General features: G+C 70.7%; 24 protein-coding genes. 18 read left to right on the forward strand and 6 right to left on the reverse strand.

All coding sequences use genetic code 11. The annotated features are described in order from the left end of the window. Position 1 precedes the first annotated feature (1 nt). Genes ABIC28_RS04405 through ABIC28_RS04420 form a run of 4 tightly spaced genes read left to right on the forward strand, consistent with a single transcriptional unit; the run spans position 2 to position 5,610 of the window. Positions 2-340: a P-II family nitrogen regulator gene (locus tag ABIC28_RS04405; protein WP_005240467.1), complete on the forward strand. Its 339-nt coding sequence runs from the start codon at positions 2-4 to the stop codon at positions 338-340. After that, a complete protein-coding gene (locus ABIC28_RS04410) occupies positions 330-2,858 on the forward strand; it encodes a [protein-PII] uridylyltransferase (RefSeq protein ID WP_354577681.1) in 2,529 nt (842 codons plus the stop codon). Before ABIC28_RS04405 ends, ABIC28_RS04410 begins: the two co-directional genes overlap by 11 nt. Positions 2,859-2,908: 50 nt before the next feature. Then, the gene (gene ffh, locus ABIC28_RS04415) at positions 2,909-4,498 is read left to right on the forward strand and encodes a signal recognition particle protein (RefSeq protein ID WP_077041212.1); all 1,590 of its coding nucleotides are present in this window, start codon (positions 2,909-2,911) and stop codon (positions 4,496-4,498) included. A 2-nt stretch (positions 4,499-4,500) separates the two neighbouring features. Then, entirely contained in the window at positions 4,501-5,610 is a 1,110-nt protein-coding gene (locus ABIC28_RS04420; RefSeq protein WP_354577684.1) for an amidohydrolase family protein, read from the forward strand. Positions 5,611-5,616: 6 nt separating this feature from the next. Here the strand turns inward: ABIC28_RS04420 and ABIC28_RS04425 are convergent, their stop codons facing one another. After that, entirely contained in the window at positions 5,617-6,459 is an 843-nt protein-coding gene (locus ABIC28_RS04425; RefSeq protein ID WP_354577686.1) for an NADase-type glycan-binding domain-containing protein, read from the reverse strand. Further along, complete coding sequence (locus ABIC28_RS04430) at positions 6,456-7,403, reverse strand: DUF5336 domain-containing protein (protein ID WP_354577688.1); 948 nt, start codon at positions 7,401-7,403, stop codon at positions 6,456-6,458. The genes ABIC28_RS04425 and ABIC28_RS04430 overlap by 4 nt, the downstream gene beginning before the upstream one ends. A gap of 283 nt (positions 7,404-7,686) precedes the next feature. Between ABIC28_RS04430 and rpsP the strand changes: the two genes are divergently transcribed. From rpsP to ABIC28_RS04455, 5 genes are read left to right on the forward strand one after another with little or no spacing between them, the layout of a single operon-like run. Further along, on the forward strand, positions 7,687-8,151 hold the full coding sequence (rpsP, locus tag ABIC28_RS04435; protein WP_097212668.1) for a 30S ribosomal protein S16: 465 nt from the start codon (positions 7,687-7,689) through the stop codon (positions 8,149-8,151). Next, positions 8,148-8,390, forward strand: a complete 243-nt coding sequence (locus tag ABIC28_RS04440; RefSeq protein WP_027499286.1) for an RNA-binding protein — start codon at positions 8,148-8,150, stop codon at positions 8,388-8,390. The genes rpsP and ABIC28_RS04440 overlap by 4 nt, the downstream gene beginning before the upstream one ends. A gap of 4 nt (positions 8,391-8,394) precedes the next feature. Then, on the forward strand, positions 8,395-8,922 hold the full coding sequence (gene rimM / locus ABIC28_RS04445; RefSeq protein WP_097212669.1) for a ribosome maturation factor RimM: 528 nt from the start codon (positions 8,395-8,397) through the stop codon (positions 8,920-8,922). Between the two features lie 2 nt (positions 8,923-8,924). Further along, positions 8,925-9,656, forward strand: coding sequence for a tRNA (guanosine(37)-N1)-methyltransferase TrmD (gene trmD / locus ABIC28_RS04450; protein ID WP_209925945.1), 732 nt, complete (start codon positions 8,925-8,927; stop codon positions 9,654-9,656). 27 nt (positions 9,657-9,683) lie between these two features. Then, positions 9,684-12,065, forward strand: a complete 2,382-nt coding sequence (locus ABIC28_RS04455; RefSeq protein ID WP_097212671.1) for a Tex family protein — start codon at positions 9,684-9,686, stop codon at positions 12,063-12,065. A gap of 68 nt (positions 12,066-12,133) precedes the next feature. On the opposite strand, the gene ABIC28_RS04460 is transcribed toward ABIC28_RS04455, so the two are convergent. Then, positions 12,134-12,805, reverse strand: coding sequence for a GAP family protein (locus tag ABIC28_RS04460; protein ID WP_097212672.1), 672 nt, complete (start codon positions 12,803-12,805; stop codon positions 12,134-12,136). 99 nt (positions 12,806-12,904) lie between these two features. Between ABIC28_RS04460 and ABIC28_RS04465 the strand changes: the two genes are divergently transcribed. The 6 genes from ABIC28_RS04465 (at position 12,905) to ABIC28_RS04490 (ending at position 17,148) form a co-directional block, all read left to right on the forward strand. Next, complete coding sequence (locus ABIC28_RS04465) at positions 12,905-13,870, forward strand: formylglycine-generating enzyme family protein (protein WP_502944984.1); 966 nt, start codon at positions 12,905-12,907, stop codon at positions 13,868-13,870. Continuing rightward, positions 13,870-14,715: a hypothetical protein gene (locus tag ABIC28_RS04470; RefSeq protein WP_097212673.1), complete on the forward strand. Its 846-nt coding sequence runs from the start codon at positions 13,870-13,872 to the stop codon at positions 14,713-14,715. Before ABIC28_RS04465 ends, ABIC28_RS04470 begins: the two co-directional genes overlap by 1 nt. A 154-nt stretch (positions 14,716-14,869) precedes the next feature. After that, positions 14,870-15,211: a 50S ribosomal protein L19 gene (gene rplS, locus ABIC28_RS04475; RefSeq protein WP_027499292.1), complete on the forward strand. Its 342-nt coding sequence runs from the start codon at positions 14,870-14,872 to the stop codon at positions 15,209-15,211. Between the two features lie 65 nt (positions 15,212-15,276). After that, positions 15,277-16,059, forward strand: coding sequence for a signal peptidase I (gene lepB / locus ABIC28_RS04480; protein ID WP_209925947.1), 783 nt, complete (start codon positions 15,277-15,279; stop codon positions 16,057-16,059). Further along, a complete protein-coding gene (locus ABIC28_RS04485; protein WP_502944985.1) occupies positions 16,056-16,787 on the forward strand; it encodes a ribonuclease HII in 732 nt (243 codons plus the stop codon). Before lepB ends, ABIC28_RS04485 begins: the two co-directional genes overlap by 4 nt. Positions 16,788-16,824: 37 nt before the next feature. Beyond that, on the forward strand, positions 16,825-17,148 hold the full coding sequence (locus tag ABIC28_RS04490) for a DUF2469 domain-containing protein (RefSeq protein WP_072750096.1): 324 nt from the start codon (positions 16,825-16,827) through the stop codon (positions 17,146-17,148). 106 nt (positions 17,149-17,254) lie between these two features. Here the strand turns inward: ABIC28_RS04490 and ABIC28_RS04495 are convergent, their stop codons facing one another. Genes ABIC28_RS04495 through ABIC28_RS04505 form a run of 3 tightly spaced genes read right to left on the reverse strand, consistent with a single transcriptional unit; the run spans position 17,255 to position 19,141 of the window. After that, entirely contained in the window at positions 17,255-17,767 is a 513-nt protein-coding gene (locus ABIC28_RS04495) for a TIGR04338 family metallohydrolase (RefSeq protein ID WP_354577694.1), read from the reverse strand. Further along, positions 17,764-18,522: a DUF2786 domain-containing protein gene (locus ABIC28_RS04500; protein ID WP_097212677.1), complete on the reverse strand. Its 759-nt coding sequence runs from the start codon at positions 18,520-18,522 to the stop codon at positions 17,764-17,766. Before ABIC28_RS04500 ends, ABIC28_RS04495 begins: the two co-directional genes overlap by 4 nt. 40 nt (positions 18,523-18,562) lie before the next feature. Next, positions 18,563-19,141: a DUF7822 domain-containing protein gene (locus ABIC28_RS04505; protein WP_354577697.1), complete on the reverse strand. Its 579-nt coding sequence runs from the start codon at positions 19,139-19,141 to the stop codon at positions 18,563-18,565. 166 nt (positions 19,142-19,307) lie between these two features. Between ABIC28_RS04505 and ABIC28_RS04510 the strand changes: the two genes are divergently transcribed. From ABIC28_RS04510 to dprA, 3 genes are read left to right on the forward strand one after another with little or no spacing between them, the layout of a single operon-like run. Beyond that, the gene (locus ABIC28_RS04510) at positions 19,308-19,664 is read left to right on the forward strand and encodes a YraN family protein (protein ID WP_097212797.1); all 357 of its coding nucleotides are present in this window, start codon (positions 19,308-19,310) and stop codon (positions 19,662-19,664) included. After that, positions 19,664-21,172 (forward strand): YifB family Mg chelatase-like AAA ATPase, encoded by a 1,509-nt coding sequence (locus tag ABIC28_RS04515; RefSeq protein ID WP_097212679.1) that lies wholly within the window; start codon positions 19,664-19,666, stop codon positions 21,170-21,172. Before ABIC28_RS04510 ends, ABIC28_RS04515 begins: the two co-directional genes overlap by 1 nt. Further along, positions 21,169-22,287 (forward strand): DNA-processing protein DprA, encoded by a 1,119-nt coding sequence (dprA, locus tag ABIC28_RS04520; protein ID WP_097212680.1) that lies wholly within the window; start codon positions 21,169-21,171, stop codon positions 22,285-22,287. Before ABIC28_RS04515 ends, dprA begins: the two co-directional genes overlap by 4 nt. Positions 22,288-22,590: the final 303 nt, after the last annotated feature.

Consider the following 22,590-nt stretch of genomic DNA (forward strand, 5'->3'; position numbering starts at 1 on the left):
TATGAAGCTGATCACCGCAATCGTCAAACCGTTCACCCTCGAGGACGTCAAGACCGGCCTGGAGCAGGCCGGGGTGCTCGGAATGACCGTCAGTGAGGTCCAGGGCTACGGCCGTCAGAAGGGCCACACCGAGGTGTACCGCGGTGCCGAGTACTCGGTCGACTTCGTGCCCAAGGTGCGCGTCGAGGTCGTCGTCGACGACGCCGCCGTGGACAAGGTCGTCGAGGTCATCGTCGAGGCCGCTCGTACCGGGAAGATCGGAGACGGCAAGGTGTGGGTATCGCCCGTCGAATCCGTCATCCGCGTACGTACGGGTGAACGGGGCGCGGATGCGCTCTGACCCAACAGGGTCCGGATCTGGTGGCCCCGATCCCGCCGCGACGTCGGCGGGGTCGGGGCCACCCGCGTCCGGTGGCATTGTTGCCGCCGACGATCTGGTCCGTGCCCGGAAGCAGTTGCTGGACGGTGGTTCCCGGAGCCGCCGCCTCGACACGGTCGCCCTCCGGCAAGCGCTGGTGGACCTGCACGAATTCTGGCTGACCACCAAGGGGGCAGAGCTCGGCATCAAGCCGGACAGCGGATTCGCGATCGTCGCCGTCGGCGGGCTGGGCCGCCGCGAGCTGCTGCCGTACTCCGACCTGGACCTGGTGCTGCTGCACGACGACCTGGACCCTTCGGTCGTCTCCGAGGTGGCCGACCGGCTCTGGTATCCGTTGTGGGACGCGCACATCAAGCTCGACCACAGCGTGCGGACCGTCCCGCAGGCGCTGCAGGTGGCGTCGTCGGACCTCACCGCCGCCCTCGGTCTCCTCGAGGCCCGGCACATCGCGGGCGATGTGGAGCTGAGCAACCTGCTGATCGGCGGGGTGCGGCGGCAGTGGCGCACCGGGATCCGTTCGCGTTTCGACGAACTCGTGGAGCAGGCCCGCAGGCGGTGGGCACGCAGCGGCGAGATCGCGCACCGGGCCGAACCGGACATCAAGAACGGCCGCGGCGGGCTGCGCGACATCCAGCTGCTGAGCGCGCTGGCGATCGCGCAGTTGACCGACGCGGTGCCGGGCCTCGGCCCACAGACACCTGGCGGCGGACTGGCGTTCGCGCACGAGCGGCTGCTGGACGTGCGGACCGAACTGCACCGGGTGGCCGGACGCGCCCGCGACCAGCTCCGGGCCCAGGACGCCGACGAGATCGGCGCGGCCCTGCGGATAGGGGACCGCTTCGACCTGGCCCGGATGCTCAGCGACTCGGCCCGCACCATCAGCTACTCCGTCGACGTCGGGCTGCGGACGGCGGGCAACGCGTTGCCGCGCCGCGGCCTCTCGCGGCTGCGCAGGGTGCCGGTGCGGCGACCTCTGGACGAGGGCGTGGTCGAGCACGCGGGTGAGGTGGTGCTGGCGCGCGATGCCAAGCCGAACAAGGACCCGGGGCTGATCATGCGGGTGGCGGCCGCGGCCGCGCAGACCGGCATGCCGATGTCGGCCTCGACGTTGAACCGGCTCTCGGACAGCGCGCCCGAGCTGCGGGAGCCGTGGCCGAAGGAGGCCCTCGACGATCTGCTGGTGCTGCTCGGATCCGGCAGGAACACGATCGCGGTGATCGAGGCGCTCGACCGCACCGGCCTCTGGGGTCGGTTGCTGCCGGAATGGGGCGCGATCCGCGACCTGCCGCCGCGCGACGCGGTGCACACGTGGACGGTGGATCGGCACCTCGTCGAGACCGCCGCCTACGCCAGCGGGTTCACCACCCGGGTCTCGCGGCCGGACCTGCTGGTGCTCGGCGCACTCCTGCACGACATCGGGAAGGGCCGCGGCGGCGATCACAGCCTGGTCGGCGCCGAGCTCGCAAATCAGATCGGCAATCGGCTCGGGCTGTGGCCCTCGGACGTGGCCGTGCTCAGCGCGATGGTGCGCTACCACCTGCTGCTGCCGGAAACCGCCACCCGCCGCGACCTGGACGACCCGGCGACGGTCCGGATGGTCGCGGAGGCTCTCGGCGGTGACACGGTGCTGCTCGAACTCCTCTATGCGCTCGCCGAGGCCGATTCGCTGGCCACCGGTCCTGGTGTGTGGGGGGACTGGAAGTCGTCGCTGATCCGGGAACTGGTCCGGCGCTGCCGGATGGTGATGGCGGGCGAGCAACTGCCGACTCCTGACCCGATCGACCCGGAGCACGCGGCGCTGGCGGCGGACGGGGGCGTGCACGTGCTGTTGCAGCCCGCGGAGGGCGCGCACACCTACACCGTCACCGTGGTCGCACCGGACACCCCGGGCCTGCTCTCGGACGCCGCGGGCGTGCTGGCGCTGCATTCGCTGCGCGTGCTCTCGGCCTCCCTCGGCAGCCACGAGGGGGCCGCGGTGAACTCGTTCACCGTTGCGCCCCGGTTCGGTGCGCCGCCGCAGGCCGGGCTGCTGCGCCAGGAACTGATCCGGGCAATCTCCGGCGAGCTCGACCTGGTCGCGATGCTCGAGGCGAAGGAGCAGCAGTCGCTGGCCGAGCAGGCGCTCGAGCGGGGCGCCGAGGGCGTGCCCGTCCAGTACGCGCAGGCGCCGCCGCGGATCATCTGGTTCGACACCCCGGTGGACGGCCAGGTGATCCTCGAACTGAGGGCCGAGGACCGGCTCGGCCTGCTGTGCCGGCTGGCGAGCGTGCTCGAGCGCCACGGTGCCGACATTCGCTGGGCGCGGGTCTCCACGCTCGGCGCGTCGGTGGTCGACGCGTTCTGCCTGCATCTCGGCGACACCGACTCGCGGGTCACCAGGGAAGAGTTCGAGGCGGCGATGCTCGCGGTGGTTCCGGCGCCCCGCCCGCGCACGAGCGAGGGCGCCGAGGATGGCGCCACGGACGGGGGCGCCGGGTAGAGCGGCTAGGCTTGACCGAAACGCCCACGCGACAGCCAGGAGCCCGATCGGTGTTCGAATCCCTTTCCGACAGGTTGACCGGTGCCCTCAAGGACCTCCGGGGCAAGGGGCGCCTCTCCGGCGCCGACATCGACGCCACCTGCAGGGAGATCCGGCTCGCCCTGCTCGAGGCCGACGTTGCACTGCCCGTGGTGCGTGCCTTCATCGAGAAGATCAAGGTGCGCGCCAAGGGTGCCGAGGTCTCCGGCGCGCTGAACCCGGCGCAGCAGGTCGTCAAGATCGTCAACGAGGAGCTCGTCGGGATCCTCGGCGGCGAGACCCGGCGGCTCCGGTTCGCGAAGAACCCACCGACCGTCATCATGCTGGCCGGCCTGCAGGGTTCCGGTAAGACCACCCTCGCGGGCAAGCTCGCGAAGTGGCTGACCGGGCAGGGACACACGCCGCTCCTGGTGGCCTGCGATCTGCAGCGTCCCGGCGCGGTCAGCCAGCTCCAGATCGTCGGTGAGCGCGCGGGCGCCGCGGTGTACGCGCCGCACCCGGGCACCTCGATCGGCGGCGGCGAGAACGCGCTGGGTCAGTCGGCGGCCGACCCGGTCGACATCGCCCGGCAGGGCATCGCGGAGGCCAGGGCCAAGCAGCACGACGTGGTGATCGTCGACACCGCCGGACGCCTCGGCATCGACGAGGAGCTGATGGGTCAGGCGGCGGGCATCCGCGACGCCGTCAACCCGGACGAGATCCTGTTCGTCCTCGACGCGATGACCGGTCAGGACGCCGTCCAGACCGCGGAGGCGTTCCGCGCGGGCGTCGGCTTCACCGGCGTGGTGCTCACCAAGCTCGACGGCGACGCCCGCGGCGGTGCCGCGCTGAGCGTCCGCGAGATCACCGGCGAGCCGATCATGTTCGCCTCCACGGGCGAGAAGCTCGAGGACTTCGACGTCTTCCACCCGGACCGGATGGCCAGCCGGATCCTCGGCATGGGCGACGTGCTCAGCCTGATCGAGCAGGCCGAGCAGGTCTTCGACGCGAAGCAGGCCGAGGCCACCGCCCAGAAGATCGGTTCCGGCCAGCTCACCCTCGAGGACTTCCTCGAGCAGATGATGGCCGTGCGGAAGATGGGCCCGATCGGCAACCTGCTGGGCATGTTGCCCGGCGCCGGGCAGATGAAGGACGCGCTGGCCAACGTCGACGAGAAGCAGCTCGACCGGGTCCAGGCGATCATCCGCGGCATGACTCCCGCGGAGCGCGATGACCCGAAGATCATCAACGCCTCCCGGCGGCTGCGCATCGCCAACGGCTCCGGCGTCAAGGTCTCCGACGTCAACCAGTTGGTGGACCGGTTCTTCGAGGCCCGCAAGATGATGGCCGCGATGGCGGGCCGGATGGGGATGCCAGGGGCCCGCTCGAGCCAGCGCAGCAAGAAGGGCAAGAAGGGCAAGAAGGGCGGCAAGGGGCCGACGCAGCCGAAGATCCGCGGCGGCTTCCCCGGCATGCCCGGCGGGATGCCGGGCGGGATGCCCGCCGGGTTCCCCGGACTGCCCGCGGGCATGGACTTGTCGAAGATGCCGAAGGGGCTCGACGAGCTGCCGCCCGGCCTCGAGGGCATCGACCTGTCCCAGCTGAAGCTGCCCAAGAAGTAGCCGTGGCGCCTGCCCGCCCTGGGTCCTTCCGGCTGCGCGGTGTCGGGCTGCCCGACGGCCAGCCGCTGGAACTGTGGGTCGGCGGCGGGGTGATCTCGGATCAGCCGGTGCCCGGCGCGGAGTCGCTGTGCGAATCGGGCTGGATCCTGCCCGGGCTGGTCGACGCGCACTGCCACGTCGGTATCAAGTACGGCGGGGGTCACGAGGACCGGCCGGGAATGATCGCGCAGGCCGAGGCCGAACGCGGGGTCGGGGCGCTGCTGCTGCGCGACGCGGGGTCACCGGTGGACACCCGGGATCTCGACGCGCGCGAGGACCTGCCGCGGATCATCCGGGCCGGTCGGCACATCGCGATGCCGAAGCGGTACATCCCCGGCCTTGCGGTCGATCTCGAGGACGAGTCGCAGCTGCCGGAGGCGGTCACCCAGCAGGCGCTGCTCGGCGACGGCTGGGTCAAGATCGTCGGGGACTGGATCGACCGCTCGGAGGGGGACCTGCGTCCGTTGTGGAGCGACGACATCCTCAAGGAGTCCATCGAGGCGGCACACCGGGTCGGCGCCCGGGTGACAGCGCACGTCTTCTCCGAGGACGCGCTGCCGGGCCTGATCAACGCAGGCATCGACTGCATCGAGCACGGCACCGGACTCACCTCGGAGACGATCGAGCTGATGGTCGAACGCGGCACCGCGCTGGTACCGACGCTGATCAACATCGACACCTTCCCCGGCATCGCGGACTCGGCCACCCGGTACCCGGTCTACGCACGCCACATGCGGGAGCTGCACTCGCGGGTCCGTCGCACCGTCGGCGACGCGCACGACGCAGGCATCCCGATCTATGCGGGCACCGACGCCGGCGGCTCGATCGTGCACGGGCGGGTCGCCGACGAGGTCGCCGCGCTCGCGCAGGCCGGAATGGGACCGACCCGAGCCCTCGGCGCGGCCTGCTGGGACGCCAGGGCCTGGCTTGGTCGGCCAGGGCTCGAGCCCGGCGCGCCCGCCGACCTGCTCGTCTACGAGCAGGACCCGCGCACCGGGCCCGAGGTGCTCGCCGCCCCGGACCTGGTCATGCTGCGCGGCCGGGTGGTCGAGGTGCGCGGCCGGGTCGTGTGATGCGGTCTATTTGACGCAGGGATCGGCCCCGGCATCGGCGCGACCGGTGAACCGGACCTCGCTGACCGAGGTGACGTCGTTGAACGGCGCGGATTCCTGGCCCGCCGCGTTCTTGACAGGCTGACCGTCCACCGTCTCGTTGATCGTCAGGGTGACCGTCTTGGCCGCCTTGTCGACGTCGAGCGCCTGGATGCCGCGCTCCGGCCGGACCTCCTGGACGACCGAGGTGCCGTCGTCGAACGCCCAGGTCACCTTCGTGACCTTGCGGTTCTGGGCGAACCGGTCGGAGCCGTCCACGTCTTTCTTGTCGTAGCCGGGATCGATCCCGACGGAGGTGAGGTCGAGCTTGCAGGCGAAGCTCACCGAGAGCACCTGGCCCTTGGTGCCTGCGCAGCGCCACGCGGTGGTGACGTCGCCGTCGGTGGCGTTCGGGGCCTCGTAGGAGTTCTTGCGCCCGGTGGAGTCGACCGCGGGCGGGTAGGCGGCGCAGGTGGGGACGGCGCCGGTCGGGGTGATCGCGGCGGGGCTGCCATCGCCTTCGCCGGCGCCACTGCTGAAGGCGTCGCCGTCGTAGGCCTCATTGGTGGCGGCGGTCGCCTCGCCGTTCGTGTCGCGGGCCAGCGTCCGGTTGAGCAGGAGGCCGCCGCCCGCGAGCAGCACGACTGCGGCGGTGACGGCCGCGATGATGCCGAGCCAGCCCTTCCAGGACAGCGGCCCGCGCGCGGGCGCGGGCCCGGGAGCTGGCCCATTGGGCGCATCGAAAAAGGGCTGGGCGGGCGGCGGAGGCGGTGGCGGCGGCGGCGGGGGAGTCGCCTCGGCGGTGGGACGAGGTCCGTCGTCGGGGGTCACGGGGCCTCCACCTTCTCGGCGGCCTTGTCGGCGGACTGCTTCGCGTCTTTGTCTTTGTTCTTGTCGGTGGGCTCGTCCGCGTCCGCGTCCTTGTCCGTCGTCTCGTCCCCGGACTTGGCTTCGGTGCGGTCCGGGCGTGCCTTCAGCGCGGCGTCCACCTCGGGGTCGTCCAGTTCCGCCAGCCAGTCCAGCAGGTCGGGATAGGCGCTGGGGTTCGCCGCGACGTACGGACGCAACGCGGCATCGGACTGGGCGATGTGGCCGAGCGTCTGCAGCGGGGTGTACGGATCGAGCGCGAGTGCCTGCGTGTAGGGCTTGGTCGGGGCGGGAGACCCGACCGCGGGCGGCGGCGTCCCGGGTGCCTCCGCGTCGACGGGCTCGGCCGGTGCGGGCGCGAGACCGGCGCCCTGATCGAGCACGCGGGCGGCGCGGGGCTGCACCAGGCCGAGGTCGTAGGCCAGGGCGAGGAACGCCGCGATGGTCTGCAGGATCGACAGGACCAGGATCGCGATGCCGCCCCAGCCGAGCGAGACGGCCAGGCTCTCGTCGTCGGAATCGTCGAAGAAGTTGCCGGTGAAGGTGGGAACGTTGCTGATCGCGATCAGCAGGAACAGGGCCAGCAGGGCGCCGACCGCGGCCGCGGCGGTCGCGATGGCCCGCAGGGCCGGCGCCGCGCCCGGGAACTGGGACAGCCGAGACACGGTGGACAGGCCCGCACTGATGCCGGAGAACAGCAGGAAGACGACAACGAGCAGGGCCTGCGGGAGGAGGAAGCCGCTGACGTTGATCACATCGCCGGAGGTTCGGACGACGAAATAGGGGCCGAAGCCGAGCAACAGGTTGAGTAGGCCGAGCGTGAGCACTGCGATGCCCAGTGCGTTCGGTCGGCCGACGGCCGGAACAGGTGGCCCCGCGATGGGCGCTGCGAACGGCGCGTTGGACATGATCCCCCTTGTGAACGAGCGACGACTTCGGTCGAATTCGTCACCGACCTGCGGTGATGACGTGCCAACGAAGTCTAGGCCGCGGGGGCGCCCGCGGAAGGGCGAAACACCGGCGGCCGCGGGCGATTAACGGCGCGACCTCATCGTCTGGCAGAATGGACCGCTGTTCGCCCGTCTCCGGTTACGTACCGCGCGGCGGTCACGACAACCCCTCAACGCGAAACCGGGTGCGCAGGCCTTGCGCATCGCTGAATTGCGCCGTGACCATCTGAAAGGCTCCACCATGGCTGTCAAGATCAAGCTCATGCGGCTCGGCAAGATCCGCACCCCGCACTACCGCATCGTCATCGCCGACTCTCGCACCCGCCGCAACGGCCGTGCGATCGAGACCATCGGCAAGTACCACCCCAAGGAAGAGCCCTCCCTGATCGAGATCGACTCGGAGCGTGCGCAGTACTGGCTGGGTGTCGGCGCGCAGCCGACCGAGCCGGTCGAGAACCTGCTCAAGATCACCGGCGACTGGCAGAAGTTCAAGGGCCTGCCGGGCACCGAGGGCACCCTGCGCGTCAAGGCTGAGAAGCCGTCCAAGCTGGAGCTGTTCCAGGCCGCGCTGGCGCAGGCCGACAGCGAGCCGGTGGCCGAGGCCATCACCCCGAAGAAGAAGGCCGCCAAGAAGGCCGACGCGGAGGCCACCGAGGCTCCCGCCGAGGCCGAGGCCGCCGCGGATTCCGAGGCTGCTGACAAGTGAGTGCCGTTGTCGCCGATGCCGTCGAACAGCTCGTTCGCGGCATCGTCGCCAACCCCGACGACGTCCGGGTCGAGCTCTCGACCGGACGCCGTGGGCGGACGGTCGAGGTGCACGTGAACCCCGAGGACCTGGGCAAGGTCATCGGTCGTGGCGGACGCACCGCCACCGCGTTGCGGACCCTGGTCACCGGTATCGGTGGTCGCGGCATCCGCGTCGACGTGGTCGACACCGATCAGTAAATCAGTGGAGCTCGTCATCGGGCGTGTGGCCAAGTCACACGGCATCAGGGGTGAATTGGCCGTAGACATACGGACCGACGATCCCGAAGAGCGTTTTGCGGTCGGCACCGTGCTGCACGGCCGCAAGCCCCGCGAGCAGAAACTCACCAGCTACACGGTGGAAGCCGCCCGGGAACACTCCGGGCGGCTTCTGCTGCGTCTCAAGGGGATCGACGACCGCACGGCGTCGGACGCGATCCGCGGCACGCTGTTCATCGTCGACACCGCGGACCTGCCGCCGTCGGATGATCCCGACGAGTTCTATGACCACGAGCTCGAGGGCCTCGCCGTGCGGCTTGGCGACGGCACCGCGGTCGGCTCCGTCATCGAGGTGCTGCACTCGGCCGCGGGCGAGCTGCTCTCCGTGCGTCCGGAGGGGCAGAAGACCGGCGAGATCCTGATCCCGTTCGTCGCGGCCATCGTCACCTCCGTGTCCGTCGCCGACGGAGTCATCGAGATCGATCCGCCTGAGGGACTTCTGAATCCGGAGTAGCTGTGCGCCTCGACGTCATCACGATCTTCCCCGAGTACCTCGAGCCGTTGCGAACGGCGTTGCTGGGCAAGGCCATCGACAAGGGCCTGATCTCCGTCGGCGTGCACGACCTGCGGGACTGGACGCACGACGTCCACAAGGCGGTCGACGACTCGCCGTACGGCGGCGGCCCGGGCATGGTGATGAAGCCGACCGTCTGGGGCGAGGCCATGGACGAGGTGCTCGGCACCGAGCCTGACCCCGACACGCTGCTGGTGGTCCCCACTCCGGCAGGCGTGCCCTTCACACAGGACACCGCGCACCGATGGGCGGGGGAGAAGCGCCTCGTGTTCGCCTGCGGCCGTTACGAGGGCATCGATCAGCGGGTGTTCGACGATGCGGCCAGGCGGGTGCGGGTCGAGGAGGTCAGCATCGGCGACTACGTCCTCATCGGGGGCGAGGCCGCGGTGCTGGTGATGGCTGAGGCCGTCGTCCGGCTGCTCCCCGGCGTGCTCGGCAATCAGCAGTCGCACCAAGAGGATTCGTTCTCCGACGGCCTGCTGGAGGGTCCGAGTTACACCCGGCCGGTGAGCTGGCGCGAGCTCGACGTGCCGCCGATCCTGCTCTCCGGTGACCACGCCAAGGTGGCCCGCTGGCGCCGGGAACAGTCGCTATTGCGCACCGGCGAACGCCGCCCCGACCTGCTCGAACACGTCGAGCTCTCCGACTCGGATCGCGCTGTTCTCGAGCCCTGACGGTGCCTGCCGGTAGGGTCGATCGCCGTGACCTCAGCTCCGAATGCACCAGCTCTGAAATCAGTCAACGCGCGCATCGCGGAGGAACTCGGCGTCCGGGAAGAGCAGGTCCGCGCGGCGGTCGAACTGCTCGACGGCGGCGCGACGGTTCCCTTCATCGCCCGGTACCGCAAGGAGGTCACCGGGACCCTCGACGATGCCCAGCTGCGCACGCTCGAGGAGCGGCTGCGGTACCTGCGTGAGCTCGACGAGCGCCGGGTCGCGGTGCTCGAGTCGATCCGCTCCCAGGACAAGCTCGATCCCGAGCTCGAGGCGCAGATCATGCTCGCGGACACCAAGGCCCGCCTCGAGGACATCTACCTGCCGTTCAAGCCGAAGCGCCGCACCAAGGCGCAGATCGCGCGCGAGGCCGGGCACCAGCCCGTCGCCGACGCCCTGCTGTCGGACCCGACCACCGACCCCGCGCAGTACACCGCCGAGCAGCTCGAGGGTGCCCGCGCCATCCTGGTCGAGCAGTTCGCCGAGGACGCCGACCTGGTCGGCGAGCTGCGCGAGCTGATGTGGACCCGCGGCCAGGTCAAGTCCGCGGTCCGCAAGGGCAAGGAGACCGAGGGCGCCAAGTTTGCCGACTACTTCGAGTTCTCCGAGCCCTTCGGCAAGCTACCCAGCCACCGCATCCTCGCCATGTTCCGCGGCGAGAAGGAGGAGGTGCTCTCGCTGACCCTCGACCCCGAGACCGAGGAGCTCCCGCTCGGCGAGGTCAGCGTCTACGAGGGCCGCATCGCAGGCCGGTTCGGCGTCGCGGACCGCGGACGGCCCGCCGACAGGTGGCTGCTCGACACGGTCCGCTGGGCCTGGAAGACCAAGATGCTCATCACGCTCGGCATCGACACCCGGATGCGGCTGCGACAGTCCGCCGAGCGGGACGCCGTCGACGTGTTCGCGATGAACCTCAAGGACCTGCTGCTGGCCGCGCCCGCGGGCACCCGCGCCACGATGGGCCTCGACCCCGGCTTCCGGACCGGCACCAAGGTCGCCGTCGTCGACTCCACCGGCAAGGTGCTCGCGTACGACACCATCTACCCGCACCAGCCGGCCAACAAGTGGGACCAGTCCCTGGCCACGCTCGCCGCGCTGGCCGCCAAGCACAAGGTCGACCTGATCGCGATCGGCAACGGCACCGCCTCGCGCGAGACGGACGCGCTGGCGGCGGACCTGATCAAGAAGTTCCCGGAGGCCGGGCTCACCAAGGTGATGGTCTCGGAGGCGGGCGCCTCGGTGTACTCCGCCTCCGCGTACGCCTCCGCCGAGCTGCCGGACCTGGACGTGTCCATCCGCGGCGCGGTGTCGATCGCGCGCCGGCTGCAGGACCCGCTGGCCGAGCTGGTGAAGATCGACCCGAAGTCGATCGGCGTCGGCCAGTACCAGCACGACATCTCCGAGACGCTGCTGGCGCGCTCGCTGGCCGCGGTGGTCGAGGACGCGGTGAACGCGGTGGGCGTCGACGTCAACACCGCCTCGGTGCCGCTGCTCTCGCGGGTCTCGGGCATCACCGGCTCGCTGGCCGAATCCATCGTCGCGCACCGCGACGCGAACGGTCCCTTCCGTGCCCGCGCCGGCATCCTCGACGTGGCGCGGCTGGGCCCCAAGGCATTCGAGCAGTGCGCGGGCTTCCTCAAGATCACCGACGGCGACGACCCGCTTGACGCCTCCGCGGTGCACCCCGAGGCGTATCCCGTCGTGCGGCGGATCGTGGAGGCCACAGGAACCGGCGTCAAGGAGATCATCGGCAACACCACGGCGCTGCGGGCGCTGCGGCCGCAGGACTTCTCCGACGACAAGTTCGGTATCCCGACCGTCACCGACATCATCGCCGAGCTGGAGAAGCCGGGCCGCGACCCGCGCCCCGAGTTCAAGACCGCGACGTTCGCGTCGGGTGTGGAGAAGGTCGCCGACCTCAAGCCCGGCATGACGCTGGAGGGCGTGGTCACCAACGTCGCGGCCTTCGGCGCCTTCGTCGACGTCGGCGTGCACCAGGACGGGCTCGTGCACGTCTCCGCGATGTCACACAACTTCGTGAAGGACCCGCGCGAGGTGGTCAAGTCCGGCGACGTCGTGAAGGTGAAGGTGATGGAGGTCGACCTGCCGCGCCAGCGCATCGGGCTGAGCCTGCGCCTGGACGACGAGCCCGGCGCGGCCAAGCAGGACGGACAGGGCGGCGGACAGCGCGCCGCAGGCGGTCAGCGTCAGGGCGGCGGCCAGCGGGACGGCGGATCACGTCAGGGTGGCGGTCAGCGCCAGGGCGGGCAGCGGGGCGGCGGTCAGCGTCAGGGCGGCGGATCGGGCGGCAGCAGCCCGGCGAGCGGCTCGATGGCGGACGCCCTCCGCAAGGCCGGCTTCGGCAAGTAGGCGGCTCCGCCGCCCGTGCGCGGTTGACGAGTCTCTGGACTCGTCAATCGCGCACAGGCGCGCAGCGCCTAGTAACCGCCGAGACCCTTGCCGATCATCACCACACCGATCACCAGCAGCAGCGTCGCCATCACGGCCGCATTGTTGGCGGTCAGCCAGGACTTGAGGTTCTGCAGCCAGACCGTGGCCTTCTCCCTGGCGACGAAGTAGGCGATCACCGGCACGGCCACCGTGCTGGCGGCCAGGATCGTGAAGACCACCCCGGTGACCACCAGCGTGGCGCCGCTGACCCCCAGGTTGGCGACGGCCACCGCCGCGCCGACGATCATCAGCAGGTTCTTCGGGTTCACCGCGGACAGCGCGAAGCCGAGCCCAAGCGCCTTGCCGGGGGTGACCTTGTCGATGGCGGCGAGCCAGCCGGGCATGGTCGGTTCCTCGCCGGGCGCGGGCCTGCCCCGCCACTGCTTGAGCGCCAGCCCGAGCAGCGCGACACCCAGGATGATCTTGATGGTCGCGGTCGTCGCGTTCCCGCCCGACGAGCTGTCCAGGCCGACCGCGCTGGCGATCGTGACGATCACCGTGTATCCGAGCGCGATGCCGAGAACCCAGCCGGCGGTGAACGCGGTCGCGGTGCTCCCCGCCTTCGGCGTCAGCAGCATGAGGATCGCGGCGATGATCGGGATCGGACTGATCGCGACGCCGAGCGCGAGCGGAAGAATGTCACCAATGGCAGTTCCCATGGTTGGCATGGTCTCAGTCGGCCGGTGGGCGGGAACCACCCGAAAAGGGTGACCGGTGGTGGCTGCGCCCGGTGCGGGTGAGGTGACATGCTTCCTTGCATGGCGTCGAACACCCAGTCGTTGAACACCCCACTCAAGAACATGTCCTGGGTGCCGGGCGGTCTCTTCTGGATGGGCTCGGAGGACTTCTACCCGGAGGAGAAGCCCGTCCATCAGGTCGAGGTGGACGGCTTCTGGATGGACACCCACCAGGTGACCGTCGCGGAGTTCCGGCGTTTCGTGAAGGACACCGGCCACGTCACCGTCGCCGAGACCGCGCCCGACCCCGCCGACTATCCCGGCGCCGACCCGGCGCTGCTGGTGCCCGGCTCGCTGGTGTTCACCCCGCCGCCCGGCCCGGTCTCGCTCGACGACTACCAGCAGTGGTGGTCCTGGGTGCCGGGCGCGGACTGGCGTCACCCGGAGGGCCCGGACACCAACGTCGGCGGGCGCGAGCGGCACCCGGTGACGCACGTCGCGTACGCGGACGCCCAGGCCTACGCCGCGTGGGCGGGCAAGGAACTGCCGACCGAGGCCGAGTGGGAGTTCGCCGCCCGTGGCGGTCTCGACCGCACGGCCTACGCGTGGGGCGACGAGTACACCCCCGGCGGTAAGCAGCAGGCCAACACCTGGCAGGGCCAGTTCCCGTGGCAGAACCTCGTCGAGGACGGGTTCGTCGGGACCTCGCCGGTCGGGAGTTTCAAGCCCAACGGCTACGGGCTCCTGGACGTCGCGGGCAACGTCTGGGAGTGGACCACCGACTTCCACACCGCCGATCACAGCGCGGGCGGGAAGAACGTCAACCCGGCGAGCTCGTGCTGCATCCCGCGCAACCCGAGGTCGGAGTCGGCGGCGCGGACCGAGGGCGAGAGCTACCCGCGCCGGGTCATCAAGGGCGGCTCGCACCTGTGCGCGCCCAACTACTGCCTCCGTTATCGCCCCGCCGCCCGCCAGGGGGAGACCGAGGAGACCTCCACCTGCCACGTCGGGTTCCGCTGCATCGTCAGGTCGCCGGGGCCGCGCTGATGAACCACTGGCTGCAGCGGGCGATCATCGAGCCGGGCAAGCTGCCGCTGCTCATGTTCTTCCTGGGTTTCATCGGTGGCTTCGCGTTCATCCGGCTCAGCGTGCGGATGATCCGCGCCCAGGTCCGGTGGTGGCCCGGCAACGTCACCCCTGGCGGCCAGCACGTGCATCACGTGGTGTTCGGCGTGGTGGCCATGCTCGTCAGCGGCGGGTGGTTGATCGCGGTCTTCGAGGACGGCAGCTCGACCACCGGCGCGGTGCTCGCCGGCGTCTTCGGGGTCGGCGCCGCGCTGGTCCTCGACGAGTTCGCGCTGATCTTCTACCTCAAGGACGTCTACTGGGCGGAGCAGGGCCGAACCTCCGTCGATGCGGTGTTCGTCGCCATCGGGGTCACCGGACTGCTGCTGCTCGGTGCCCGCCCGACGGCGATCCTGGACGTCGAGGACTTCCGCGGGCAGGAGCCCTGGTGGGTGCGTGGGTTGGTGGTGCTGATCACCGTGTTGGGCCTGATGGTCGCGGCGGTGGTGATCGCCAAGGGCAAGATCTGGACCGCCATGCTGGGGATGTTCGTCTTCCCGGTGCTCCTGGTCGGCGCGATCCGGTTGAGCCGACCGGGGGCGCCGTGGGCGCGGTGGCGCTATGAGGAGCGGCCGAAGCGGATGCTGCGGGCCATCGAACGGGAGAAGCGCTACCACCGGCCGGTGGTCCGGGCGAAGATCTATGTCCAGGACCTCGTCGCGGGCAAGCCGAGCGTCGAGCACGCGAAGGTCGCGACCGAGCAGGAGCTGGAGCGGACAGTGCAGGCCGCGCCCCCGGCCCCGCACCACGAGCGGGTGCCTCGGTAGTCCCGATTTCGTCCCGTCCTGGTCGTCTGGCACAATTGACGGGTTGCCTGTACAGGCAACACCTACCTAATCGGAGTACGAACCAGCCGAGCACAGCGTGAGCAGTGCCGCTCGGTTCCTCTACTCGTGCGAAAACGCAAGGATGGAACAACCGATGAACACCCTGGACTTTCTGGACGCCCGCTCTCTCCGCGACGACATTCCGGAGTTCCGTCCCGGCGACACCCTGAACGTGCACGTCAAGGTCATCGAAGGCTCGAAGGAGCGCGTGCAGGTCTTCAAGGGCGTCGTGATCCGTCGCCAGGGCGGCGGCATCCGCGAGACCTTCACTGTTCGCAAGGTCTCCTTCGGCGTCGGCGTCGAGCGCACCTTCCCGGTGCACAGCCCCAACATCGCTCAGGTCGAGGTCCTCACCCGTGGTGACGTCCGTCGCGCCAAGCTGTACTACCTCCGCGATCTGCGTGGCAAGGCCGCCAAGATCAAGGAAAAGCGCTGATCTTTTTCACGTCGGCCCGGCCCCGGAACAGCACGACCGTTCCGGGGCCGGGCTAACCTGTTCCGGTGGTAAATACCCCTCAGGAATCGACGGCGCCGGACGGTGCCGAATCCCCCGAACCGACGTCGGGGAGGGTCGAGAAGAAACCCCGCTCGTTCTGGCGGGAACTCCCCATCCTCATTCTCGTCGCGCTCGTGATGAGCTTTCTGCTGCAGACCTTCATCGTCAGGGTGTACCTGATTCCGTCGGAGTCGATGGAACCCACGCTGCACGGCTGCGCCGGCTGCACCGGCGACCGGATCGCCGTCGAGAAGATCAGCTACCGCTTCGGCGACCCGCAGCCCGGTGACGTGATCGTGTTCAAGGGCCCGGAGTCCTGGAACGCCGGCTGGTCATCCACCCGCTCCGACAACCCGGTGGTCCGCGGATTGGAGGAGTTCGGTTCCCTGGTCGGCCTGGTGCCGCCGGACGAGAACGATCTCGTCAAGCGGGTCATCGCGACCGGTGGTCAGACCGTCGAATGCTGCGACGACCAGGGCCGGATCCTGGTCGACGGCAAGCCGATCGACGAGCCGTACGTCGTCACCGACTTCCCCTTCACCCCTGGCACCCAGACCTGCGACACCCCGCTCAAGTCGGGGCGCTGCTTCGGTCCCGTCACCGTCCCCGAGGGCAACCTCTGGATGATGGGCGACAACCGCAACAATTCCGCGGACTCGCGCTATCACGTCGGCGACGAGTACAACGGAAGCGTGCCCGTGGACAACGTCATCGGCAAGGCCGTCGCCATCGTGCTGCCGCCCTCGCGCTGGGGCCTCATCGATTCGCCTGATATCCAAGGACAGTGAGTACCTGGCCACCGAGGACGATCATCCGCAGAGCGGCTGGCCTGCGGACGATGGAGTCTGCCCTCATCCGTAGCGGCCTCGGCCCCGTGGTTGGCGTCGACGAGGCCGGCCGCGGCGCGTGCGCGGGTCCGCTCGTGGTCGCCGCCTGCGCGCTCGGGCCCAAGCTGCACCCGGCCCTGGCGAACCTCGACGACTCCAAGAAGCTGACCGAGCGGACGCGGGAGGAACTGTTCCCCGCCATCACGCGCATCGCCAGGGCCTGGTGCATCGTGGAGATCCCGGCGTGGGAGGTCGACTCGCTCGGCGTGCACGTGGCGAACATCGAGGGCATGCGGCGCGCGGTCGCGGGCCTGGCGTTGTCCCCGGGATACGTTCTGACGGACGGGTTTCGGGTGCCGGGCCTGCCGGCGCCGTCGCTGCCGGTGATCGGCGGCGACGCGTCGGCGGCGTGCATCGCGGCGGCCAGCGTGCTGGCGAAGGTCTCGCGCGACCGCACGATGGTGGCGATGGACACGGAACTGCCCGGGTACGGTTTTGCCGCGCACAAGGGGTACAGCACGGCCGCGCACACCGCGGCGATGGCCGCGCTCGGCCCGAGTCGTGAGCACCGGATGTCGTACGCGAACGTCGCAGCAGCGCGACTGAGGCAGCGCGATCCGGTGCGCGAGGACCGCTTGGTGGCCGATGAGGTGGGCGAAATGTACACCGCGGAGGTGCGTGCGGGATGATGATGGTTCACCACAGAGCAGGAGGACGGCGAAACAGATGAGTGCCGAAGATCTCGAGAAGTACGAAACGGAGATGGAGCTCTCGCTCTACCGTGAGTACAAGGACATCGTCGGCCAGTTCGCCTACGTAGTGGAGACCGAACGCCGGTTCTACCTGGCGAACTCCGTCGAGCTGATCCCGCACAACGCGGACGGGGAGATCTACTTCGAGGTGCGGATGGCCGATGCCTGGGTGTGGGACATGTACCGCCCCGCGCGGTTCGTCAAGCACGTCCGGGTCATCACCTTCAAGGACGTCAACATCGAGGAGCTGGAGAAGTCCGACCTGCGGTTGCCCGAGAACGGGCCGTTCGGGGAGTAGGGCGAGCGCACCGCCGCACACTTTTTGCCGAGTTCGCACACCCCTTGATCGCTCACGGGGTGTGCGTTCTCGTCAATGGGGGTGCGCGATGTCGGGCAGGCGCGGGTCAGGCGATCCGGACGCCGTTCTCCAGCATCGTGGTCCGCAGCACGAAGGCGGCCTCGCCGCCGATGATCTTGTCGACCAGGACCAGGTAGCGGTCGACGAACTCGGGGCCGTGCGGGGCGAGCGCCGCGCCGTCCGGCTCGAGGTGATGGGCGAGTTCGTGCAGCATCACCAGCTCGCGCAGCGCCCATGCCGTGCCGCGGGTGTGCAGCGGGACAGCGATGGTCGCCGCGCCGGCCTCGTAGTGGGCGGCGGCCGCCCCGGCTCGCGCGCGGACGGTGACCGGGACGGCCGCGCCCGACCAGCGTGCGCGCACCCAGTTCAGGGCCAGGACCCGGTCCGCGTAGTCCTGCACCGAGTCGACCGAGGCGAACTTCCGCTCCACCGGCAGGGTGATCGTGGAGCCGAACAGCTCGAGTTCGCGTGCCCCCTTGTCGGCGCGGTCGAACACCGTCCGCACCACGGTCTCGGCCTCGTAGACCCGGGAGCGCTGGCTGTCGCGGTCGGTGCTCACTCGAGCTGCTTCCTCGCGCCCGCCAGCTCCGGCGCGTGGCCGAGGCGTGCGGCCCTGCCTGCCCGGTCGCCCGCCCGCCGCGCGGTCGAGGAGTGCCCCGCGGTGGCCTTGGATCCCCGCCAGGTCCCGCGCGCCTGCGACGTCTGACGGTAGAAGTCGGACAGCTCGAGCTGCTTGTCGCGCAGCACCAGCGCGGTGCCGGTCAGTTCGGGGCCCGTGGACTCGTCCGCGCGCACCGCGTCTGCCTCGGCGGCCCTCTTCGCGGTGGCCAGCCGCTCGCCGATCCGGGCCGCGAACGCGAGCTGGAAGTTCAGCCGGGCGGTGACCCCCGCCACCGGGCGGTGAGCGCCCGACTTGATGAACGCGTCGGAGGCCCGCACCATCTGCACGAGCAGGCTCGAGTACAGCGCCTCGCAGGCGTCGATGTCGGTGCCGAAGCCGTAGGCGAACACCTGCGTCGAGTTGTGCGCGACGTCGCACTGCACGTCGTTGGCGGCAGCGATGCTGACGAACAGGTGCACGTAGGTGCGCAGGCCCTTCTTGCCGGTCTCGCCGATCGCGATGACCCGCTGGGTGGGGGTGACGCGCTGCTCGCGGCGCGAGGTGTGCGAGCGCGCGACGGCGAGGTCGATCGAGGTCGCGGTGGCAAGGCGCTGCGCGGCCTCCATGAAGGCCTGGGCCTCGTGCGGGTTGGTGGTGGACTCGGCCTGGCGGAGCAGACCGCCGATCCGGGCCAGCATCTTCTCGGAACTCACCCGGACGAGCGTAGACCGCGGCACCGACGCGCGGCCGGGCCTATCGCGGGCCGTCGAGCTCGAAGTACAGCGCGTCGGACCAGTAGCCCAGTCCGAGCTCGCGGAGGGGTTCCTCGATGCTCTCCTGCGACGGCGTGAACAGCCGCTGCCAGAAGCTCGGCTCGGTGGGCGCGAGCCCGGCAAGCGCGGCCTCCATCTCGGCGTCGATGTCGGCAAGCCCGGCCACCAGTGCCGCGCCCTGGTCGGCGAACGGCTCGTCGTCCATCGCGAAGATCTCGCCGCATTCGAGGACGAAGTGGTCGTCGGGGTCGGTGTGGGCGCGCAGGAAGCGCAGCGCGTCCTCGGCCATCGTGCCGAGACCGGGGTGGTCGATGCGGCTGAGGAACTTCTCGAGCCGGGCGATGCCGGGGCCGCAGCGCGCGGTGACCGCGATCAGGCCGGGGGTGTCGTCCCAGATGATCGACTGGCGGGTGCAGGGGTCCACGGAGACCAGGATCCGGGGGACCAGCGGTATCGCGTACGACCACTCGGAGACGCCCGCGACACGTTGGGTACGGGCCGCGGCCGGATCCGTCTGTGGGGCAAGGGGAGTGGTGTAGAGGTACGTGCGGTTGGCCACGCCGCCTCCTGTCTGTGTGCGGGATCGGGCGACCGGCCGAGTGTAGGTGTCGCCGGTGACAGGGTCGGTCGGCTGCGTTCTCCACAGGCCGGGATCCGTCCACAGGTAACGCGAAATCGGCCGCCGCCGGACGTGATTCGTCCCGGACGCGGTGCAGGGTCTGGTCATGGCACGAAACCTGGAGCTGGGGGCATGGGGTGAGGAGCTGGCCGCGGGCCACCTCGCCCGAGCGGGCCTGACGATCCTCGCGCGGAACTGGCGGTGCCGCTACGGCGAGCTGGATCTCATCGCCCGGGAGGGGGACGCGGTCGTCTTCGTCGAGGTGAAGACGCGATCGGGCCGGGGCTACGGCACGCCCGCCGAGGCGGTGACGTTCGCGAAGCAGGGCCGGATCCGCCGGCTGGCCGGGTTGTGGCTGGCCGAGCAGCCACACGGCTGGCGGCACGTGCGGTTCGACGTGGTCGCCGTCGTCGTGGAGTCCGGCCGGGATCCGGTGCTCGAGCACCTGCGCGCGGTGTTCTGATGGCGCTCGGGCGGGCCTACGCGGTGGCGGTGCGCGGTGTCGACGGTCAGCTGGTGGAGATCGAGGCGGACATCGGCCGCGGGCTGCCCGGGGTGCACCTGGTCGGGCTGCCCGACACCGCGCTACAGGAATCGCGGGACCGGGTGCGTGCCGCGGTCACCAACTCCGGTGAGCGATGGCCGGATTCGCGGGTGATCCTGGCGCTCTCGCCCGCGACCCTGCCGAAGGGCGGCAGCGGATTCGACCTCGCGCTGGCCTGCGCGGTCCTGGTCGCGGACGGACGGGTGCCGAGCACGGACCTGGACAAGGCGGTGCTGCTCGGCGAGCTCGCCCTGGACGGCCGGCTGCGCGGGGTCCGCGGCGTGCTGCCCGCGGTGCTGGCGGCCAAGTCCGCGGGACGACCCAGCGTGGTGGTGCCGTACCCGGCGCTGGCCGAGGCCGGTCTGGTGGACGGCATCGAGGTCTGGGGCGCGCGCAACCTACGGGAGGTGATCGAGTGGCTGCGCGGGGAGCTGGTGCTGCCGGGGCCTGCCCCGCTGGAGGTGCCGCCCGAGCGGACGACGGCCGACCTCAGCGACGTGGCGGGCCAGGGGGAAGCGCGCCTGGCACTGGAGGTGGCGGCTGCGGGGGCACACCACCTGATGCTGACCGGTCCGCCCGGTATCGGGAAGACGATGCTGGCGCAACGTCTTCCGGGGGTGCTGCCGCCGCTGAGCGAGCAGGAGGCGCTCGAGGTGACCGCGATCCATTCGGTGGCGGGACTGCTCACCAGCGAGCGGCCGCTGATCACCGAACCGCCGTTCGTCGCCCCGCACCACACCTGCTCGATCAGCGCGCTGGTCGGCGGCGGGTCCGGGATGGCAAGGCCGGGCGCGGTGAGCCGGGCGCACCGGGGCGTGCTCTTCCTTGACGAGTGCGCCGAGTTGGGCGTCAAGGCGCTGGAGGCACTGCGCACCCCGCTCGAGGACGGTGAGGTCCGGATCGCGCGGCGGGACGGGGTGGCCTGCTATCCGGCGCGGTTCCAGCTGGTGTTGGCGGCGAATCCGTGTCCGTGCGCGCCGCCCCGCACCGAGGACTGCGTCTGCGCGCCGACCGCGCGCAGGCGCTACCTGGGGAAGCTGTCGGGTCCGCTGCTCGACCGGGTGGATCTGCGGGTGAGCATGCAGCCGCTCTCGGTCGGCGCACTGAACGGTGAGGCCGCCGAGTCGACGGCGGAGGTTCGCGCGCGGGTGGCGGCAGCCCGGGCGACGGCGGTCGAGCGGTGGCGTGAGTTCGGCTGGCGGACCAACGCGGAGGTGCCGGGCCCGGCTCTGCGGCAACGGTTCCGGATCTCTCGTGGGGCACTCCGCCCGCTGGAGGGGGCGCTGCGGGAGGGGCAGATCACCGCCCGCGGCGCCGACCGCGCGCTCAGGGTCGCGTGGACGCTCGCGGACCTGTCCGGCCTGGCGTTGCCAGGGGAGGACCAGGTGGGGTGTGCGCTGGGCTACCGGGATCGGCGGGGCGAATGAGTGCGCGACGGGAGGCCTGGGCGTATCTGTCGCAGGTGGCGCAGGGTCCGTGTGCCCCGCTGGTGGAACTGGTCGAGGCGGTGGGGCCGTTGGAGGCGGCGCGGGCGGTGCGCGGGGCGGAGTTGCCGGAGGCGCTGCGGACGCGGACGGAGGCGCGCAGGCACATCGACTCCGCGGCTCGCGATCTCGACCTCGTCGGGCGGCTCGGCGGCAGGCTGCTCACGCCGGACGACGAGGACTGGCCGGCGTGGCGGCTGCTGGCCTTCGACGGCCTCGACTCGCGGCGCGAGCGGGAGTCGGCGCCGCCGTTGGCGCTGTGGGTGTTGGGGGAGCGGCCGCTGGCCGAGCTGACCGATCGGGCGGTCGCGGTGGTCGGGACCCGGGCCGCCAGCGGCTACGGCGAGCACGTGACCGGGCAGTTCGTCGACGACCTCGCGGGCCGGGGCTGGACAGTCGTTTCGGGAGGTGCGTACGGGATCGACGGTGCTGCGCACCGCGCCGCCCTGGCCGCGGGTGGTGCGACGGTGGCGGTGCTGGCGTGCGGGGTGGACCGGGCCTATCCGGCGGGGCACGCGCGGTTGCTGCGCGAGATCGCCAGGGAGGGGGCGGTCGTCAGTGAATATGCGCCGGGCACGCCTCCGGCCCGGCACCGCTTCCTGGCCCGCAACCGACTGGTCGCCGCGCTCGCGGACGCGGTGCTGGTGGTTGAGGCGGGGGCGCGCAGCGGGGCGCGTAACACCGCGACGTGGGCGTCGCGGTTGGGCCGTCCGGTCCTGGCGGTGCCCGGCCCGGTGACCTCGGCGTCCTCGGTGGGGTGCCACCGGATGATCCGGGAGGGTGAGGCGCTGCTCGCGGCGCGGGCCGCCGATGTGGTGGAGGCGGCCGGGCCGGTGGGGGTGGCAGGCGAGGACGGCGGCCCGGTGCGCGCGCTCGACGGTCTCTCCGCCAAGGCGGCGTTGGTGTACGACGCGCTGCCCGCATCGGGGTCGGTGGGCGTCCGCGAGCTGTCGGAGGGCTCGGGGCTGCCGATCGGATCGGTGCGGGGCGCGTTGCCGGTGCTGGAGCTGGCAGGGCTGGTCGGCTCGGACGGGACGGGGTGGTTCAGGCGCGGGTGAAATCGGGAGAAAGAGTTACGAATCCGCGGGTTCCGGCCATCGTGGCAGGCCCGGAGGGTTCGGGACTCAGGCTGCTGGGCACCGGCTAGTACGCGGACTGCCAACGATCCTTTCCGTCGCTGGCGACATCGCACACCATTGATTTGCCCTTCGTGGTGACACCAGTCGCTCCTGGAGTGGAGCAGAACGACCCCGGGTGAACTGTTCCTCCGGATCGCTCCACTGCTGGAGGCGAGTAGACCGGTGCGGGCGCAGGTGCCACCGTTGTCGTGGGAGGGGAGAATAGCGGTGCAGGAGCTGGCG

This window comes from Rhodococcus sp. PvR044 (assembly GCF_040548995.1).
In the GTDB taxonomy this organism is placed as follows: domain Bacteria; phylum Actinomycetota; class Actinomycetes; order Mycobacteriales; family Mycobacteriaceae; genus Rhodococcus_G; species Rhodococcus_G oryzae.

Coding starts and splice junctions, on each gene's coding strand:
- dprA (WP_097212680.1), top strand. CDS start 21,169: ATGAGTGCGCGACGGGAGGCCTGGGCGTATCTGTCGCAGGTGGCGCAG.
- ABIC28_RS04515 (WP_097212679.1), top strand. CDS start 19,664: ATGGCGCTCGGGCGGGCCTACGCGGTGGCGGTGCGCGGTGTCGACGGT.
- rplS (WP_027499292.1), top strand. CDS start 14,870: ATGAACACCCTGGACTTTCTGGACGCCCGCTCTCTCCGCGACGACATT.
- ABIC28_RS04430 (WP_354577688.1), bottom strand. CDS start 7,403: ATGTCCAACGCGCCGTTCGCAGCGCCCATCGCGGGGCCACCTGTTCCG.
- ABIC28_RS04460 (WP_097212672.1), bottom strand. CDS start 12,805: ATGGGAACTGCCATTGGTGACATTCTTCCGCTCGCGCTCGGCGTCGCG.
- ABIC28_RS04410 (WP_354577681.1), top strand. CDS start 330: ATGCGCTCTGACCCAACAGGGTCCGGATCTGGTGGCCCCGATCCCGCC.
- ABIC28_RS04510 (WP_097212797.1), top strand. CDS start 19,308: ATGGCACGAAACCTGGAGCTGGGGGCATGGGGTGAGGAGCTGGCCGCG.
- ABIC28_RS04470 (WP_097212673.1), top strand. CDS start 13,870: ATGAACCACTGGCTGCAGCGGGCGATCATCGAGCCGGGCAAGCTGCCG.
- ABIC28_RS04405 (WP_005240467.1), top strand. CDS start 2: ATGAAGCTGATCACCGCAATCGTCAAACCGTTCACCCTCGAGGACGTC.
- rpsP (WP_097212668.1), top strand. CDS start 7,687: ATGGCTGTCAAGATCAAGCTCATGCGGCTCGGCAAGATCCGCACCCCG.
- ABIC28_RS04465 (WP_502944984.1), top strand. CDS start 12,905: ATGGCGTCGAACACCCAGTCGTTGAACACCCCACTCAAGAACATGTCC.
- ABIC28_RS04490 (WP_072750096.1), top strand. CDS start 16,825: ATGAGTGCCGAAGATCTCGAGAAGTACGAAACGGAGATGGAGCTCTCG.